The sequence below is a fragment of the Roseateles terrae genome (assembly GCF_014192155.1).
In the GTDB taxonomy this organism is placed as follows: Bacteria; Pseudomonadota; Gammaproteobacteria; order Burkholderiales; family Burkholderiaceae_C; genus Roseateles; species Roseateles terrae.
The window spans coordinates 228,595-245,441 of record NZ_JACHXO010000005.1 but is presented as its reverse complement, the minus strand read 5'-3'; the positions used below and the strand labels follow the sequence as shown (position 1 = coordinate 245,441).

Below are 16,847 nucleotides of genomic sequence, written 5' to 3'. Positions count from 1 at the left end.
CGCGCGATGACGGCACAACCGAAATCGCCCAGGCTCAGACGATCGACAGATGCTCCGTGCCAGAGGACAGATCACCACTGCGGGCGCGTTCGCTGTTGAGCTTGATCTGCAGGCGCAGGTCGTTCACCGAGTCCGCGTTGCGCAGCGCATCTTCATAGGTCACGCGGCCCCACTCGTACAGGTCGAACAGCGCCTGGTCGAAGGTCTGCATGCCCAGCTCGCGCGAGCGCTTCATGATTTCCTTGATCTCGCCCACTTCACCCTTGAAGATGAGGTCGGAGATCAGCGGCGTGTTCAGCAGGATTTCCACCGCAGCCACCCGGCCCTTGCCTTCCTGACGCGGCAGCAGGCGTTGCGACACCAGCGCCTTCAGGTTCAGCGACAAGTCCATCAGCAGCTGGGCGCGGCGTTCTTCCGGGAAGAAGTTGATGATCCGGTCCAGCGCCTGGTTGGCGCTGTTGGCGTGCAGCGTGGCCATGCACAGGTGGCCGGTTTCAGCGAAGGCCACTGCATGTTCCATGGTCTCGCGGTCGCGGATTTCGCCCATCAGGATGACGTCCGGCGCCTGACGCAAGGTGTTCTTCAGGGCCGACTCCCAGCCCTCGGTGTCCAGCCCGACTTCACGCTGGCTGACGATGCAGTTCTTGTGCGGATGCACGAATTCCACCGGGTCTTCGATCGTGATGATGTGACCGTAGGTGGTTTCGTTGCGATGGTCGATCATCGCGGCCAGCGAGGTGCTCTTGCCGGAACCGGTGGCACCCACCAGGATGACCAGGCCGCGCTTGGTCAGCACCACTTCCTTGAGGATGGGGGGCAGGTCCAGCGATTCAATGGTGGGCAGCGTGGCCGGAATCGTCCGCAGCACCAGCGCCACGGCGCCCTGCTGGATGTAGGCATTCACCCGGAAGCGGCCGATGCCCTGCGGGGAAATGGCGAAGTTGCATTCCTTGGTGCGTTCGAAGTCCGCCGCCTGCTTGTCGTTCATGATGGAACGGGCCAGCTGCAGGGTGTGCTGCGCAGTCAGGGGCTGCGGCGACACCTTGGTCACCTTGCCGTCCACCTTGATGGCGGGCGGGAAATCCGCGGTGAGGAACAGGTCGGAACCCTTGCGCGACACCATCAGGCGCAGCAGGTCGTTGATGAACTTGGTAGCCTGGTCGCGTTCCATAAAAGCGGTCCTGTCGGCCCGTGGGCCGATGCGAGAGATGAGCGGAAGATCAGCGAAAGATCGGTGAGGGATCGGGGAAATGCGTCAGCAAGGATAGGCGCCAGCGGCCGTCCGGTCCATCCGAGGCTGCGCATTTTCCGTGCGGCGATGCGCGATCTTCACGCGCATCGGGGCCGCAACGGTAACGAAGGGTAGGCGCTCAGCCGGGGAAGTTCTCGGGGAACTTGGCTTTGGCCCGCGCCTCGGCGGGGGAGATGATGTTGCGGCGCACCAGTTCCGTCAGGTTCTGGTCCAGCGTCTGCATGCCCAGGCTGTTGCCGGTCTGGATGGACGAATACATCTGGGCCACCTTGTTTTCGCGGATCAGGTTCCGGATGGCGGCGGTGCCGAGCATGATCTCGTGGGCGGCGACGCGTCCGTTGCCGTCCTTGGTCTTGCACAGCGTCTGCGAAATCACCGCCACCAGCGATTCGGACAACATGGCGCGGACCATGTCCTTTTCCGCCGCGGGGAACACGTCCACGATCCGGTCCACCGTCTTGGCGGCGGAGGAGGTGTGCAGCGTACCGAAGACCAGGTGGCCGGTTTCCGCAGCGGTCAGCGCCAGACGGATGGTTTCCAGGTCCCGCATTTCGCCGACCAGAATCGCGTCCGGGTCTTCACGAAGGGCGGAGCGCAGCGCGTTGGAGAAGCTCATCGTCTGCGGGCCGACTTCCCGCTGGTTGACCAGGCACTTCTTCGATTCGTGCACAAATTCGATCGGATCCTCAATGGTGAGGATGTGACCGTACTCGTTTTCGTTGAGGTGATTGACCATGCCGGCGAGCGTCGTGCTCTTGCCGGAACCGGTCGGGCCGGTCACCAGCACCATGCCGCGCGGCTTCAGCGCCAGCTCGGCGAACACCTTCGGGGCGTTCAGGTTTTCCAGCGTCAGGATCTTGGATGGAATGGTCCGGAACACCGCACCCGCGCCACGGTTCTGATTGAACGCGTTGACCCGGAAACGGGCCAGGCCCTGGATCTCGAACGAGAAGTCGCATTCCAGCGTCTCTTCGTAGGCCTTGCGCTGTGCATCACTCATGATGTCGTAGACCATGTCGTGCACCTGGCGGTGCTCGAGCGGCTCGACATTGATGCGGCGCACGTCTCCATGCACCCGGATCATGGGCGGCAGTCCGGCCGAGAGGTGGAGGTCAGAAGCCTTGTTCTTGACCGAGAATGCCAGCAGTTGAGTGATGTCCATGGAATAACAATTAGCCTGGTCGATTATGGCGACGATCCCCGAGAACATACAACAGCTGCGGGCCCGCATGGCGGTCGTCTGTGAGCAGGCGTCGCGACCTGTGCACAGCGTCACGCTGCTCGTGGTAACAAAAACCTTCCCGGCCGAAGATGTGCGTGCGGCCCACGCCGCAGGCGAGACCCGGTTCGGCGAAAACTACGTGCAGGAAGGCCTCGACAAGATCGCGGCACTGGCCGATCTGCGGTCGCAGATCGAGTGGCACATGATCGGCCCGCTGCAGAGCAACAAGACCCGCCCGGTGGCTGAACAGTTCGACTGGGTACACAGCGTGGACCGGCTCAAGATTGCGCAGCGGCTGTCCGACCAGCGACCGGACCACCTGCCCGCGCTGCAGCTCTGCCTGCAGGTGAACATCAGCGGCGAAGCCAGCAAGAGCGGATTGACCCCGGAGGAATTGCCCGAGGTGGCGCAGGCCGTCGCCGCCCTGCCGCGGGTCACCCTGCGCGGGCTGATGTCCATCCCCGAGCCGGCAGACACCTTGGAGGCGCAACGGGCGCCGCATCGCAGGCTGGCGGAGCTGCTGCAGCAACTGCAGGCGCAAGGCCTGGCCCTGGACACCCTCAGCATGGGCATGAGCGGCGACCTGGAGGCGGCGATCCTGGAAGGGTCCACGCTGGTGCGCGTCGGCTCAGCCATTTTCGGCCAGCGCCAGCGCCCGGCCTCCACTTGAGGCGATCGGACCGGACCGGACCAGTTCGCTCTGGTCCGGCGGATCCCGCCCATGTGTTGGTGTTTTGCTTCGAACGGGTGGCAACCCTATTAGGGTGAACCCGATAGAAGTGGACACGGTTTTTTCAATCAGTTGCAAGTGACGCGTCAGAATTCACGCGCTCCGAAAGGCGCCTCGCCATGAGTGGTTCAAGCCCGTCGATGATTTGGTCGAAGTCGACGTGCCAGGTGATTTGATCAGCTGTCTCAGAACGGCTTCACCGGACTTCTAGAACTTATTCCATGCGAGGGAATCGATGTCGTTTCTGTCCCGCCTGCGGATCGGGCAACGCCTGACGCTGAGCTACACCCTGCTCATCCTGCTGCTGATCGTGATTGGGGCCTATGGTGCCCACAATGCCGGCCGCCTCTCCCACGACCTGGACCAGACCGCCAATTCCAGCCTGGTGAAGATTGCCGGCGCCAATGCCCTCGAAGGCAACGTCAGCGTCATCGCCCGTGCGGCCCGGGACCTGCTGCTGCTGGACGAGGCCCGTCAGATCAAGAAGCAAAAGGCCGCCATTGCCGAGGCCGTCGCCGACAGCGAAAAGCAGCTGGCGGACCTCGAAGGTTCGGTGACGGACCCCAAGGACAAGGAGCTCGTCGCCAAGGTGCATGACAACCAGGTGAAGTTTGCCGCCGCCGTCTCGAAGTTCCTGAAGATCCAGCAGGACGGCAGCCCGGACGAAGCCCGTGAAAGCCTGATCACCGACGTGCGCCCGGCGCAGCAGGCGTATCAGGAGAACATCAAGGGCCTGGTGGACCTGCAGTTCAGCAACGCCCGCTCGCTGGCGGAGTCCGGCGCCAAGCTGGCCAACCAGTCGATCATCGTGACCGGTGGCCTGGTGCTGGTGGCCGTGCTGATCGGCGGTGTCGGGGGTCTGACGATCGCCCGCTCCATCGTGGTGCCGGCCCGCAAGGCCAAGGATGCCGCTCAGGCGATCAGCTCGGGCGACCTGTCGCAGAACATTGAAGTGAACGGCAGCGACGAGCTGGCGCAGATGCTGCACGCCATGCGTGACATGCAGCAGGCGCTGTCCGGCGTGGTCGCGAGTGTGAGCGCGGCCGCCACCGAAGTGGCCCACAACTCCAACGAGATCGCCGGCAACAACGTCGATCTGTCCGACCGCACCGCCCGCTCGGCAGCCAGCCTGCAGAACACCGCCTCGTCGGTGGAGCAGATTGCGTCCAACCTCAACGGTGCCAGCGAGCTGACCCGCAAGGCCTCCACCATTGCATCGAAGGCTCGCCAGTCGGCATCGGCCGGCGGCAATGTGGTGAGCCAGGTCGTCTCGACGATGGAAGAGATCAGCGCCAGCTCGCGCAAGATCGGCGACATCATCGGCGTCATCGACGGCATCGCCTTCCAGACCAACATCCTGGCGCTGAATGCCGCTGTGGAAGCCGCCCGTGCCGGCGAGCACGGCAAGGGCTTCGCGGTGGTGGCCTCGGAAGTGCGGGCCCTGGCCTCGCGCAGCGCGCAGGCGGCCAAGGAAATCAAGGTGCTGATCCAGGAATCGTCCGTGAAGGTCGAGAACGGCACCGCCCTGGTCAACAACGCCGGCGCCACCATCCGATCGGTGGTGGACGAAGTGAACAACATGGGCCAGCTGATCGAAGAGATCTCGCATTCGGCCCAGGAACAGGCGGCAGGCGTCGGCGTGGTGAACAACGCCATGAACGAACTGGACCGCACCACGCAACAGAACACGACGCTGGTGGAAGCCCTGTCGCGCTCGACGGACTCGCTGCGCGACAGCTCGACCCGTCTGGTGAACGCAGTCGGTTTCTTCCGAGCCTGACCCTCTCCCCTCAATGACCCCTTCCGGCCCATCCGGCCGGATGAATCAGCTCCAAGACGTACGAGGTCCCCGATGAGCACACTCCTGAACACGAAGTCCATGACCCGCGGCCTGATCGGCCTGGCCGCAGCGATGCTGCTGGCGGTGGGCGCCCACGCCACGCCGAAGATCATCAAGAAGGTGCCGCCTGAATTCCCGGCGGAAGCAGCGCGTCAGTCGATCAGCACCGGTTCGGTTCGCGCCAAGATGAACATCGATCCGGACGGCAAGGTCTCGGGCGTGGAAATCCTGGAAGCGGAACCGCGCAAGGTCTTCGACAAGGCCGTGACCCGCGCCCTGATGGACTGGCGCTTTGAGCCGAGCGGCGAAAAGCAGACGCACGAAGTGAAGCTGGTCTTCAAGAACGAAGACTGATCAAGGAAAGCCGGTGGATGCACCGGCTTTTTTTGGCCGGTCTCAACGTGAGGAAGATGCATAAGGCGCTGCCTGACACGGGAAGCGGTGTGATCTACACTTGAACGGTCATGCGATCGCAGCACTCCTCCGCCTCACGCCGGCTCTCCTGGAGCCGCTGGCTGGTGCTCGCCTTGATGGCGTTCTGCCTGCCGCTGCAAGGCGCACTGGCAGTGACGATGCAAATGGGCATGGCTGCGCCCGTGACCACGGCCATCACCACGGCGATGCCCCCCGCTCATGGCGCGCACGCCATGCAGCCAGCGCATGGCATGCATGACATGCAGGCCCCGGCCGTCGCTACCGATGCGCAAGCCCTGCCCTGTCACGATACGGATGCCGCGAACGCGAGAGATGCCAGGAATACCGCTGCACATGCCAGCGCGGCCTCGGCTGCCCCGTCCCACTTCGCCGCCCCGGCCGACCATTCGACCGACTCGCATCACGGCTGCAGCTTCTGCGCCCAGTGCTGCATCGGCGTCGCCCTGCCGGTCATGCCGCTGACCGTTGCCGCCACACCGCTGGCCGATACGCTCCCCGCCGCCGTGCCGACCGCCCTGCTGGAACGCCAGCCGTCGACCCCGGACCGTCCGCCCAAGCTCTCCCTCGCCTGAACCTATCCCTGTGCGGCTCCCGCTGAGCCGCCGCGAGTGTGTTGGTGCGCTTCACCGCGCGCCCTTGCTGACGAGGACGTCATGTCTCCCTCTTTCCACTTTCCGTCCGCGCTGAAGGCGCCCGGCGGCCTCCCGGTACTGCTCGTGCCGCTGGTGCTGCTGGGGCTTGCGGGCTGTACCAGCCTGCAGCCGGATCAGGCCGTCGCCCCGGTCCAGGCCCTGACCCGCGACCACTGGCAGGCCGACCTGCCCTGGCAGCAGAACCAGCAGGCCAGAGACACGGCGCAGCAGCGCAGCCAGGCCCTGCTCGCCCAGCCGCTGGATGCGCAGGCGGCCGTGCAACTGGCCCTGCTCAACCACCGCGGCCTCCAGGCCACGCTGTACGGCCTGGGCATGGCGGATGCGGACCGCGTCCAGGCCCTGCTCTGGCCCAATCCCGTGCTCAATCTGGGTCGCCTGGTACGCGGCGAAGAAACCGAAATCGAACGCGGCCTTTTCTTCAATCTCACCGCCCTGCTCGGCCGCGGGGCTCGCCAGACCGCCGCCACCCAGGCGCTGGAGCGCCAGCAGCTGGAAGCCGCGCAGCAGGTGCTGGCCGTGGCCGCTCAGGCCCGCCGTTCATGGATTCAGGCCGTGGCCTCGCAGGCGCAACTGCAGCACGCCCAAACGGTGCTTGACGCCGCCGAAGCGGGCGCCGAACTCGCGCTGCGGATGCAGAAGGCAGGCAACATCAGCGCCTATCGCCTGGCCCGTGAACAGGCCGTCCAGGCCGATGCACGGCTCTGGGTCGATCAGACGCGCCTGCAGGCCGCCCGCGACCGCTCGGCCCTGCTGCGGGCGCTGGGGCTGGACAGCGCCGCCGCCGCCTCGCTGCGCCTGCCGGAGCAGTTGCCCCCGGTCCCCGACAGTCGTCGCAGCACCCCGGCGCTGGAGCAGCAGGCGATCGATCAGCGCCTGGACATCCAGGCCGCCCGGCGTCAGAGCAGCCAGCTCGCCGCTTCGCTGGGACTGACCCGCCAGACGCGCCTGGTGAACGTCCTGCAAGTGGGCTACGAGAACAATCGCAGCAACACCGAACCCACCCAGCACGGCCCCAGCCTCAGTCTGGAGCTGCCCCTCTTCGACTGGGGCCAGGCGCGTACTGCGCGGGCGCGACAGGCCTATGAGCAATCGCTCGCACAGACGGCCCAGGTCGCCCTCGACGCCCAGGCCGAGGTGCGCGACGCGCAACTGCGGGCCGACCAGGCCTGGCGCACCGCCCGGCGCTATCAGCAGGAGGTATTGCCGCTGGCCCGGCAGATCTCCGACGAAACCCTGCTCCGCTACAACGGCATGCTGCTGGGGGTGAACGACCTGCTGGCGGACGCGCGTGAGCAGGCCCGGCTGATGACGGCCAGCCTTGCAGCGGAACGCGACTACTGGCTGGCGGAGACCGATCTGTCCCAATCGCTGCTGGGTCCGCTCGACGGCGCCGGCGCGCTTCGTAGCGCCACCGCGGGCGACGCATCCGCGACCACGCCCCCTCGCAACGGCGCCTCCGCTCACTGACCGGCCGCAAGCAACCTTCATGATTTCCAGACGACATCTTTTTGCCGGCATGGCCGCCGTGAGCGCCACCGGCGTCGCCCGCGCAGCGCTGGCCGGCCTGCCCGAACCCGTGATCCGCACCACCGCCGATACCGCTGCACCGCTGCTGCCGCCGGACGGTCGCCCTTACCAGCCGGTGGTCACCCTCAATGGCTGGACCCTGCCCTGGCGCATGCGCAATGGCGTCAAGGAGTTCCATCTGGTCGCCGAGCCGGTGGAGCGGGAGATAGCGCCCGACTGCACCGCCCGGCTCTGGGGCTACAACGGTCAGTCGCCCGGCCCCACCATCGAGGTGGTGGAAGGGGACCGGGTGCGCATCTACGTCACCAACCGACTGCCGGAACACACCAGCGTGCACTGGCACGGCCAGCGCCTGCCCAATGGCATGGACGGCGTGTCAGGCCTTACCCAACCCGCCATCAAGCCGGGTGAGACCTTCGTCTACGAGTTCGAAGCCCGCCGGCCCGGCACCTTCATGTATCACCCGCATGCCGACGAAATGACGCAGATGGCGATGGGCATGATGGGTCTGTGGATCACCCATCCGAAGGGTCGTCATCCCCACATTGCGCAGGTGCAGCGAGATTTCTGCTTGCTCCTGGCGAGCTACGACATCGAGCCGGGCAGCTACACCCCGCGCATCATGACGATGACCGACTTCAATCTGTGGACCTGGAACAGCCGCGCCTTCCCTGGCATTGACTCGCTCAATGTCCGCCAGGGCGACCGGGTTCGTGTGCGGGTGGGCAACCTGACGATGACCAATCATCCGATCCACATCCACGGTCACGAGTTCCAGGTGACGGGGACCGACGGTGGACCGGTGCCGCCGTCCGCGCGCTGGCCGGAGGTCACGACCGATGTGGCGGTGGGTCAGATGCGGCAGATCGAATTCATTGCGGACGAGCCCGGCGACTGGGCGATCCACTGCCACAAGAGCCACCACACGATGAATGCGATGGGACACAACGTCGACACCCTGATCGGCGTCGACCACAAGGGGCTGGCCAGCCGCATCAACCGCATCATTCCTGACTACATGACGATGGGTGACAAAGGCATGGCGGACATGGGAGCGATGGCGATGCCCTTGCCGGAGAACACCGCGCCCATGATGACCGGCACGGGGCCCCACGGGCCGCTGGAAATGGGCGGGATGTTCAGCGTGCTGAAGGTGCGACCGGATCAGAAGCCCGGGGACTACAGTGATCCGGGCTGGTTCCGCGCACCGGCGGGCACCGTGGCGAGGCGGGTGTCGGAGGCGGATGCGCCGCCGGCCCCCTCCGCAGCGCCGGCATCTTCCCCGTCGTCCGCATCGTCGCCGACGTCCGGACCTGCCTCCCCCAGGACACCCCCGCTCCAGGTCCGCAAGCCGGGCGGGCATGGCGGTCATGACCATTGACTCGCATCCACCCTGACCGATTGACGCCTCTCTCAAGCTTGATTGGAATTTCCCTCATGACAACCCAACACACACACGCCCGCACCGTCCCCGCTTCCAGGACGGCACGCGCCGCGACCACCCTGATGCTCTGCGCCGGCCTGGCCGTCCTGCTGCCCCTCTCCGCCGCACAGGCCCAGACGGTCACCCCCGCCGGGTCCGATTCCGCCACCGCTGCTCCGCAGACCTGGGTGGCTGGCGAGATTCGGCGGGTGGATGCCGCCCAGAGCCGCCTGACGGTGCGCCACGGCGACATCCCGCATCTGGACATGGGCGCGATGACGATGGTGTTCCGCCTCAAGCCGGGCCTGCTGACCGCCGAGCAGCTCAGGGCAATGAAGCCCGGCGACCGGATCGAATTCCAGGCGGAAGCGCCGCAGGGCCAGTTGACCATCACCGCATTGCGGCGGCCCATGATGCAGCCGATGGCCCCGTCTGACGGCAAGGCGTCGGCGGCAAAAGCGTCGGAAGCCAGCGCTTCCGCGGCCTCCGCAGCCGCCTCCGCTGCAGCCGCCGACACCGGCGGACACCCGCACCACCATTGAGCCTTTCGGGGCGGGTCCGCGATCGCGGACAATCGCCCCATGGCTATCCAATGGTTTCCCGGGCACATGCACAAGACCCGGGGCGCAATCCGTGAGCGCATGAAAAGCGGGATCGACGTGGTGGTGGAACTGCTAGACGCGCGCGTGCCGGCGAGCAGCGCCAATCCACTGCTGGCGCAGCTGACCGCCGGCCGGGCCGCATTGAAGCTGCTCAACAAGCAGGACCTGGCCGACCCGGCCCGTACCGAGGCCTGGCTGGCGCATTACCGTGCACAGCCGGACACCCGCGCGATTGCCATCCACCAGGGCATGCCGGGCCTGGCCCGCGCACTGGCCCAGGAATGCCGGGCCGCTGCGCCGAACCGCGGGGGCATGAACAAGCCGCTGCGGGTGCTGGTCTGCGGCATTCCCAACGTGGGAAAGTCCACGCTCATCAACACGTTGGTGGGCAAGCGCATGGCCAAGACCGGCGACGAGCCCGGCATCACCAAAACCGAGCAGAAGATCGTCCTGGACAAGGACGTCTACCTGTTCGACACGCCCGGCATGCTGTGGCCCAAGATCGAAGTGCCGCAGGCCGGCATCAACCTGGCAGCCAGCGGCGCCGTAGGCCGCAATGCGTTCGAGGAAGAGATCGTGGCGCTGGACCTGCTGGCCTATCTGCGTCGCCACTATCCGCAGGCCTTGCAATCGCGCTACCAGATCACCGCGCGCGATGAGCTGAGCGAGACCGAGTTGCTGGAGGCCATCGGCAAACGCCGTGGCGCGGTGCTCGGCGGTGGACGCATCAACATGCAGAAGGCGGCGGAAGTGCTGCTGTATGACCTGAGACAGGGTCAGCTTGGCCGCATCACGCTCGAGACGCCCGAAGAGTTCGCGGACTGGACGGAGCAGGCCGCCGCCGAGGTCGAGGCACGGCGGCTGGAGAAGGAAGCGCAGAAGGCACTGGCGCTGCGCGGCACGCGGGATGCGGACCGGCAGCGGATGGCGCAAGGTGCTGAGGACGACGAGGAGGTCGAGGACGACGAGGACGACGAAGACCTCGAATACTCCGACGAGTTCGCAGTGTCCGGCAACGCCGAAGACTTCGAAGAAAACGAAGATCCGGCCGCCGATGAAGCGCTCCCGAACCGCCAAGCAGACGATCCAGCAGACGCGGTGGAACCACACCGCAAAGACAGCAAGTCCATCGATCCGGACTGAGCTTCGGCACTGCCAGCGGAACTGGCCCAGTCCGGCCTGCGAGGCAGATCCGGACGGGCGCCGCAACAGCGGCCGTCAGCTGGGCGAAGCACAGTTGCACCCCGCCTTGCCGGGGTCGGCGTTCCGCCTCAGCGCTTGAGCGTCTGCGTCAGCTTCGCCTCAATCGCGGCACGTTCCAGCCTTCGCTCCGCATTGGGGGCCCGCAGAGCCGCGAGCTCGATGTCGCGCTCGCGCCTGGATGCCTGGACGGTCGGGGCTCTCGAGGACCCGGGCGGGGTCAGGTTCAGCGTGCCGACGGTCGTCGCTTTGGAGGCCAGCTGCGGTGCTCGCCGCGGCGGGGCGGGTGGCACCGCAGTCGGCCGGGGAAATCGAGCCCATGCGGGCGCCGGCGTATCAATGGTCCTCGTTGGGGCTGCCGCTGCAGTGAAAGCCCATGCCGGTCCCGCTGCCGATGGCCTGGATGCCGGCTTCCACACCATGCTCTGCACCGAGACCGAGCTCTCCAGCGTGCTCGACGCGAACTCGGTGTCGCTCGCGCTGATCGCGCTGTCGTCGGCCAGCGTCGGCGGCGGTGCCGGCCGGAAGGGTGCGGCCTGAGAAGACAGCTCCGGCGAGGACTCGGCGGCCTCGGGAAACGGTGGCAGGGGCCATCCGTCCGGGCTGTCCAGTCCGCTGACATCCGTCTCGAAGCCGGAGCCGTGCGGGCCGACGCTTTCGTTGTCGGCGCCGTCCAGGCTGATCGGGCTGAACGGCTGCTCGAAGGCCAGCCCGCTGGAGGCGAAGAACTCGGACGTGGCCCGGGCTGTGGCGAGGGCGAGGGACGTCGGCACACTGCTCACGCGAGGCGGCGGTGGCGGAGGCACCTTCGAGCGTACGACGGTCTGCGCCGGAGAGGACGCGTGGACCGGCGCCGGCTTTGACCGGTTCAATGGCGCCAACGTGGGCCTTGGGGGCCGTTGAAGCGTGAGCACGGGAGCGCCCTGGAAGCGCCGTTGCACGGTTGTGGAGGGCGGCGACGCGGCGGCGGCAGGTGTCTCCGCGGCGGCGGTCCTGACGGCCGTGTCGTGCCCCCGGGACGGTAGGGTCGCCGACGAGGCGACGCGTGGGGGCACCGCCGGTCGGCGGTCGGCAGTGCGGGAGGGAATGTCTGCGGCCAGTCGGGATACGGCGGCGGGCGCAGGACCAGCCACGGGGGTCGTCTCACGACTCACAGTCCCCGCCCAGACACCTGCTCGCGGCGCTTCGGCCCCGAGCTGGGCCGCCGTGGATACGCGCGCCGCCATTGGCTCCTGCACCGCGTCCATCGTCTCGACGGGCCCCAGTCCCTGCTTCTGGGCCTTGCGCAACGCTTCCGCATAGCCCCGCAGGTCCTCGTCACTCGTGGCTGCGCGGGTAAACATGTCAAGCAGCAAGGCACCCAGGCGGAAGTCGATATGGGCGCTCAATCGCTCGGCGAACGCCAGCAGGCAGGCGGCATCGGCCTTGTTCGCCACGTGTCGAATGGCAGTGCGGGTGCCGAGCACATGCCCGTCCAGGCTCGCCACGGCCGCATCCAGCAGCGACAGGATATCGGGCCGGTCCTTGAGGCTGTAGGTCCAGCCACTGGCGCCCGGTGAGGCTTCCCACGCATCGCCCAGGACATACCCATCGACGCGTGACGGCAGAATCAGGCTCGCCAGGTTCGGCATCGCCTCAGCCGCTTGACTCAGCAGGCTCACGGCTTCGAGATCGAGATCGCCCTCCCAGTCATGGAGGTCCAGGGTCTGCAGGTTGACAGGCGCTTGCTGGACCGCCCATCGCAGATGGTCGGTGTCGTTGACATGCCAGGTTCGCAGCGGCAGCGCGGACAGCGAGTGCTCCAGGTCTCGGCCTCCCACCGGCCCCGCCAGCGTGACGTGGGCGCGTGTGCTCGGATTCATCAGGCCATGCAGCACATCCGCGTGAGGCAGGTCCAGCGGAACGCCGGTGGCGCCGACCTTCAATTCATTCGACAACCCGGCGTACTGCAGGGCGACCTGGCGACCAAACGCCGTGCGAGCCGCCCGTTGAGCACCGCTGCCTTCACTCATCCATTCACCCAGCTTGCGCATGTGGTTCTGTTTGGAGGGGGGCAGTGACTCCCATTGGCTGGAGTCCGAGCGGGCTTGCAGGGCGGGACGGCTGTGCGTGATCTGCACATCCCGCAGCAGGCTCAGGAGGCTCGTCAACCGCTCGCCCCCCGCCACCACGCGGGGCTTGGCGCCTTCGTCCGGGACGGCCAGTGCATGCTGCAGCTCGGCCCGCCATTCGTTCATCAACGCATGGCGGTCGGGCGGCAGGCATACGGGATCGGCCTGTTGCAGTGCCGTGTTCAGACGGGACAGATCCGTCCTGGCCAGGGTGACCTGGCCGACCTGCTCCCGCATTTTGTCGATGATCTGGGTCAGATTGGCAAGGCTCGTCCAGGTCTCTGGATCGTGTGCGGTCGGCGTTGTCGCGGGGGAGGCCGTTGCCCCGGCACCGAGAGTCGCCGCCGGGCCTTGCGGGGGTGCTGAGAAGGCGGCTGCCATCGCAGTAACGTTGCCTGTCGCAAGGGGCGAATGCGTGGGAGAGGGATACATCGTAAATGGGCCCAATTGAGGGAACAGAAGGGGGACCACGGATCGCGCACGGTGAAGACCGTGTGGATCCAATGGCCGGACACTGCGGACAACGCCGACGCCGCTCAGTGGCACAAGACAACCCGTGCTGTTCAACGCTTTCCCAAGGCTTTTTCAGCGTCAATCGAAGTGGGGTGCGGGTTCCCGGACACCTCTGCATTCCCTCCTCATTCTTTGCGTGCCATTGCCGGGTCCGGCGACAACGGCCGCCGACCGCCGAGGCCTGTGACCGGTACGCCGAGCTTGAGTTCCGACAGCAGCGCGGCCGCCAGCGAGACGGTGAAATGAGCGGGCGACGCGTCCGGGCCGGGGGGGGCTTGCCGCAGTGCATCGGCCAGGCATTGCAGACGCAGCGGGCTTGCGGCCGCGCCGTTGAGCATGCGCAGGACTGCCCTGCCCAGGCCAGCCCCCTCCGGTGTGTGGGCGCAGGCATGGCCGGCCAGCGCAGTCCAGTGCAGCAGCGCTGCGGCGTCCGGATCGCTGGCGATGCGCGCGATCGGCATCGCGGTGGTGAAGGGCGCTCCGCCCCAGGCCTTCACCGCGTCATCGAGCAGGGTCAATCCGTCCGGACGGCCGGTGCGCAGGAAGACAACACCCCGTGAATCATCGGCGGACCGCCAGGACGACGGGAGCACATCCCCAGGGGTGCCCGCCGGCAGACGCACGGCGTGCAGGTTGTGAAGCTGCTCGATCGCGCGGTTCAGCAGCGCCCGCGCCTCCGGGCGCAAGGGTGCGGACAGGCCGCTGAGATCCAGCGAGCGAACGGCAGGCGAATCCGACTGCAGCAGGGCGTCCAGCGTGCGCAGGTCCTGCAGGCGCCAGGTCCGCACGGGCAGCAGAAGCAACAGGTCCAGGAGGCCCGGGACGGCGGCCGCATCCGCTGGCAATGCGACATGGGCACGTGTGGTCGGCGCCAGCAGGTCGCGCAGCAGCGCGGCTTCCGGGAGACGGGGAGGCGTCTGGTCCGACCCGAGGCAGAGGTCGGTGCTCAGACCGGCGGCCTGATACAGCAGCTGGCGCCCGGCCATCAGACGCTGCAAGGATTCGGTCCGGGCATGCGGCCCGGCATCCCGCATCGGCCGCGACGCATTCATCCAGTTGAGCAGATGACGCTGATCCTGCGCTTCCCGGCTGTTCGCCGGCCGCCAGCCGCCGCGCGTGGCTCGGCAGTTCACCGCCTGCACGTCGCTCAGCAGCTGGATCAGTTCCCTCAGGGACAGCTGCTCGAGATGGGTGAAGACCCGGTACTGATCGGGCTCCGCTGCCTGACATGCGGTCAGGTGTTGCCAGCGCACCAGCAGTTCGCGGCTGTCCGCTGGCAATGCATGCGGGTCGATGGCATCGAGCATCTTCGCCATGAAGCGATGGTCTGCGCGATCCAGCTGCACAGCGCAGTGGGCGTCCCGACAGGTCGTCAGGCGCTGCCTCAGGTGATGAAGGGCACGCCAGGCGGTGGAGAAACTGTCAACGCAGGAGGGGATGGCCGCGGGACCCGTGCCCGGGTCCCACGTTTCCTCCTGCACCGGCACGCCAGAAGAGAGCGACAGGGAATACAGCGGCACCATGCAACGGCATCAAGAGCAAATGACGCGCTCTAGTGCCTGCAGCGCAGCGGCTTGTTCTGAGCTTGCAGGGGGAGTGTTGGGGGATGTTGCTCAGGCGGTGACATCAATGAGCTGGCCGACGCCGCCCCGCTCGACCCGGTTCCACAACACAGGTCCGAGGTCAACCGACACAGTGATGTCATGACCGCTCACTGGCGTGTAGGTGGCCCGGGTATGGGCGGGCGTGTGCACCGCCGATACCGGAGCGGCAGGCGCAGCGATGGGGTGCTCGCCGCTCGTGACGTCTGCCCATTGGCGCGCGGTGTAGTCCTGCTGCGGCGTGCTGCCGACGTAGGGCGACAGACGCAGCACCACCGAAGGCTGGGGGCCGTCCCGCATGGCCTGCGCCTGCTGGGCCTGGTATTGCCGCAGGGGACTCACATCGAAGGGTGAGGTCCTCAAGGGCGTGGCGATGATCTCCGTCAGCGTCAAACCGGTCTGCGGCGGCGCCCGTGCGCCGGCCGTCTCTCTTTTGTCTGTGGCTCAAGAATCTCGACCGGCGGCCGATCACACGATTGTCCGGGGCCGGGTCTTGCCCCTTGCGCAATCAGCGCCCAGCGCGTGCGCCTGTCGCCCGGCGGCTGTTCAAATGTCGCGGTGCGCCTGCTGGGGATGTAACGCCCCTCCTGGCGGCTGCTTCAACGGGCTTATGGCGAGCGGCGCAGGGGCGCCCCGGCGCGGGAGTTTCGTTCCCTCACGACTGCGCGGACCTCACCCACTTGAAATTGCTGGCTCAGCCATGCATGTTGAAAGCAAGCGCCTGACCGGTTCGCTTCAACCCGAAGTGACGTCCCAGCGCTGGTCGAGGGCCGAATCATGAGGCGCAAGTCATGGGGCTGATCCTGCTGGTGCTGGGGGCGTTGCTGCTGTGCGGCTGGTGGGCCAGTCAGCCCTGGCGGGTCATCTGGCGCCGTTCGCGGCTGCGGGCGCGGGCCTTTCCGGCGCCGTGGCGGGCGATCTTGCGCCGCAATGTGCCGCAGGTGGCCCGTCTGCCGACCGACATGCAATTGCGGCTCAAGCGACAGATGCAGGTGTTTCTGGCCGAAAAACAGTTCATTGGCTGTGCCGGCCAGATCATCACCGATGAAGTGCGTGTGACGATTGCTGCGTTGGCCTGTCTGCCGCTGCTGGGCCGTTCACGCGGGTATTACCCGCGGCTGCACAGCGTGCTGGTCTATCCGGGCGCATTCATTGTGGACCGGGTGCGGCAGCAGGGGCCGTTGCAGATGCAGCAGCGCCAGGTGCTGAGCGGGGAGAGCTGGGGCGAAGGGCAGGTGGTGCTGTCCTGGGACCATGTGCAGCGGGAGGCGGCTTCCCCTGACGCGGGGCAGAACGTTGTGGTGCATGAGTTTGCCCATCAGCTGGACCAGGACAAGGGCTTTGCCAACGGCGCGCCGCTGCTGGGGGACCGTGGCCGGCAGGCGCGCTGGGCGCAGGTGATGCAGCACAGCTTTGCGGTGCTGCGCACGCGGCTGGAGGCCGGCGAGCCCGATCCACTGGGCGATTACGCCTCTACCGAACCGGCCGAATTCTTTGCTGTCGCGAGCGAGCGCTTCTTCTGCCAGCCCGCCGCCCTCGCCCAGGCCCATCCGGCGGTCTATGCCGAACTGCGCCGCTTCTACGAGCTCGATCCGCTGCTGTGGCAGTGATGCCCCACCCGATGCTCCACGAGCAGCCTCCATGAGCGCGGGAGCCCTACTGAGTGATGGCAGGCCACCGCCGGGCCGCCCCAAGGTGGCCTGCGCGCCCCCTCGGGGGGCGGACTGACCGAGCGCGT

At 66.9% G+C, this 16,847-nt stretch carries 13 protein-coding genes and 1 pseudogene; 9 read left to right on the top strand and 5 right to left on the bottom strand.

From position 1 onward, the window contains the following. Positions 1–34: 34 nt before the first annotated feature. Both FHS28_RS15200 and FHS28_RS15195 read right to left on the bottom strand, forming a co-directional pair. Positions 35–1,171: a PilT/PilU family type 4a pilus ATPase gene (locus FHS28_RS15200; RefSeq protein ID WP_088451946.1), complete on the bottom strand. Its 1,137-nt coding sequence runs from the start codon at positions 1,169–1,171 to the stop codon at positions 35–37. Between the two features lie 199 nt (positions 1,172–1,370). Beyond that, on the bottom strand, positions 1,371–2,414 hold the full coding sequence (locus tag FHS28_RS15195; RefSeq protein ID WP_088451944.1) for a type IV pilus twitching motility protein PilT: 1,044 nt from the start codon (positions 2,412–2,414) through the stop codon (positions 1,371–1,373). 25 nt (positions 2,415–2,439) lie between these two features. On the opposite strand from FHS28_RS15195, the gene FHS28_RS15190 reads away from it, so the two are divergent. From FHS28_RS15190 to ylqF, 8 genes and pseudogenes are all read left to right on the top strand, one after another. After that, on the top strand, positions 2,440–3,144 hold the full coding sequence (locus FHS28_RS15190; protein ID WP_088451942.1) for a YggS family pyridoxal phosphate-dependent enzyme: 705 nt from the start codon (positions 2,440–2,442) through the stop codon (positions 3,142–3,144). 295 nt (positions 3,145–3,439) lie between these two features. Then, positions 3,440–4,984: a methyl-accepting chemotaxis protein gene (locus tag FHS28_RS15185; RefSeq protein WP_088451940.1), complete on the top strand. Its 1,545-nt coding sequence runs from the start codon at positions 3,440–3,442 to the stop codon at positions 4,982–4,984. 72 nt (positions 4,985–5,056) lie between these two features. Continuing rightward, complete coding sequence (locus tag FHS28_RS15180) at positions 5,057–5,398, top strand: TonB family protein (RefSeq protein ID WP_088451938.1); 342 nt, start codon at positions 5,057–5,059, stop codon at positions 5,396–5,398. 110 nt (positions 5,399–5,508) lie between these two features. Further along, positions 5,509–6,051, top strand: coding sequence for a hypothetical protein (locus FHS28_RS15175; protein WP_088451936.1), 543 nt, complete (start codon positions 5,509–5,511; stop codon positions 6,049–6,051). Positions 6,052–6,132: 81 nt separating this feature from the next. Continuing rightward, positions 6,133–7,599 carry a TolC family protein gene (locus FHS28_RS15170; protein WP_088451934.1) on the top strand — a complete coding sequence of 489 codons (1,467 nt, stop codon included), beginning with the start codon at positions 6,133–6,135 and terminating at the stop codon, positions 7,597–7,599. A 19-nt stretch (positions 7,600–7,618) separates the two neighbouring features. Then, complete coding sequence (locus FHS28_RS15165) at positions 7,619–9,040, top strand: multicopper oxidase family protein (protein ID WP_088451932.1); 1,422 nt, start codon at positions 7,619–7,621, stop codon at positions 9,038–9,040. 56 nt (positions 9,041–9,096) lie between these two features. After that, positions 9,097–9,624, top strand: coding sequence for a copper-binding protein (locus FHS28_RS15160; protein WP_088451930.1), 528 nt, complete (start codon positions 9,097–9,099; stop codon positions 9,622–9,624). Between the two features lie 39 nt (positions 9,625–9,663). Next, positions 9,664–10,623, top strand: a pseudogene (gene ylqF, locus FHS28_RS15155) (ribosome biogenesis GTPase YlqF); the annotation flags it as partial. Between the two features lie 332 nt (positions 10,624–10,955). Here the strand turns inward: ylqF and FHS28_RS15150 are convergent. From FHS28_RS15150 to FHS28_RS15140, 3 genes are all read right to left on the bottom strand, one after another. Then, a complete protein-coding gene (locus tag FHS28_RS15150) occupies positions 10,956–13,376 on the bottom strand; it encodes a hypothetical protein (RefSeq protein WP_184294968.1) in 2,421 nt (806 codons plus the stop codon). Between the two features lie 257 nt (positions 13,377–13,633). Continuing rightward, on the bottom strand, positions 13,634–14,824 hold the full coding sequence (locus FHS28_RS15145) for a hypothetical protein (RefSeq protein WP_184294965.1): 1,191 nt from the start codon (positions 14,822–14,824) through the stop codon (positions 13,634–13,636). A 297-nt stretch (positions 14,825–15,121) separates the two neighbouring features. Further along, a complete protein-coding gene (locus tag FHS28_RS15140) occupies positions 15,122–15,502 on the bottom strand; it encodes a hypothetical protein (RefSeq protein ID WP_088451924.1) in 381 nt (126 codons plus the stop codon). 398 nt (positions 15,503–15,900) lie between these two features. On the opposite strand from FHS28_RS15140, the gene FHS28_RS15135 reads away from it, so the two are divergent. Further along, positions 15,901–16,719, top strand: coding sequence for a M90 family metallopeptidase (locus tag FHS28_RS15135; protein WP_088451922.1), 819 nt, complete (start codon positions 15,901–15,903; stop codon positions 16,717–16,719). Positions 16,720–16,847: the final 128 nt, after the last annotated feature.

Excerpts from the sequence above, each read along its gene's own strand:
- FHS28_RS15200 (WP_088451946.1), bottom strand. The coding sequence starts at position 1,171 with ATGGAACGCGACCAGGCTACCAAGTTCATCAACGACCTGCTGCGCCTG.
- FHS28_RS15195 (WP_088451944.1), bottom strand. The coding sequence starts at position 2,414 with ATGGACATCACTCAACTGCTGGCATTCTCGGTCAAGAACAAGGCTTCT.
- FHS28_RS15190 (WP_088451942.1), top strand. The coding sequence starts at position 2,440 with ATGGCGACGATCCCCGAGAACATACAACAGCTGCGGGCCCGCATGGCG.
- FHS28_RS15185 (WP_088451940.1), top strand. The coding sequence starts at position 3,440 with ATGTCGTTTCTGTCCCGCCTGCGGATCGGGCAACGCCTGACGCTGAGC.
- FHS28_RS15180 (WP_088451938.1), top strand. The coding sequence starts at position 5,057 with ATGAGCACACTCCTGAACACGAAGTCCATGACCCGCGGCCTGATCGGC.
- FHS28_RS15175 (WP_088451936.1), top strand. The coding sequence starts at position 5,509 with ATGCGATCGCAGCACTCCTCCGCCTCACGCCGGCTCTCCTGGAGCCGC.
- FHS28_RS15170 (WP_088451934.1), top strand. The coding sequence starts at position 6,133 with ATGTCTCCCTCTTTCCACTTTCCGTCCGCGCTGAAGGCGCCCGGCGGC.
- FHS28_RS15165 (WP_088451932.1), top strand. The coding sequence starts at position 7,619 with ATGATTTCCAGACGACATCTTTTTGCCGGCATGGCCGCCGTGAGCGCC.
- FHS28_RS15160 (WP_088451930.1), top strand. The coding sequence starts at position 9,097 with ATGACAACCCAACACACACACGCCCGCACCGTCCCCGCTTCCAGGACG.
- FHS28_RS15150 (WP_184294968.1), bottom strand. The coding sequence starts at position 13,376 with ATGGCAGCCGCCTTCTCAGCACCCCCGCAAGGCCCGGCGGCGACTCTC.
- FHS28_RS15145 (WP_184294965.1), bottom strand. The coding sequence starts at position 14,824 with ATGGCGAAGATGCTCGATGCCATCGACCCGCATGCATTGCCAGCGGAC.
- FHS28_RS15135 (WP_088451922.1), top strand. The coding sequence starts at position 15,901 with ATGGGGCTGATCCTGCTGGTGCTGGGGGCGTTGCTGCTGTGCGGCTGG.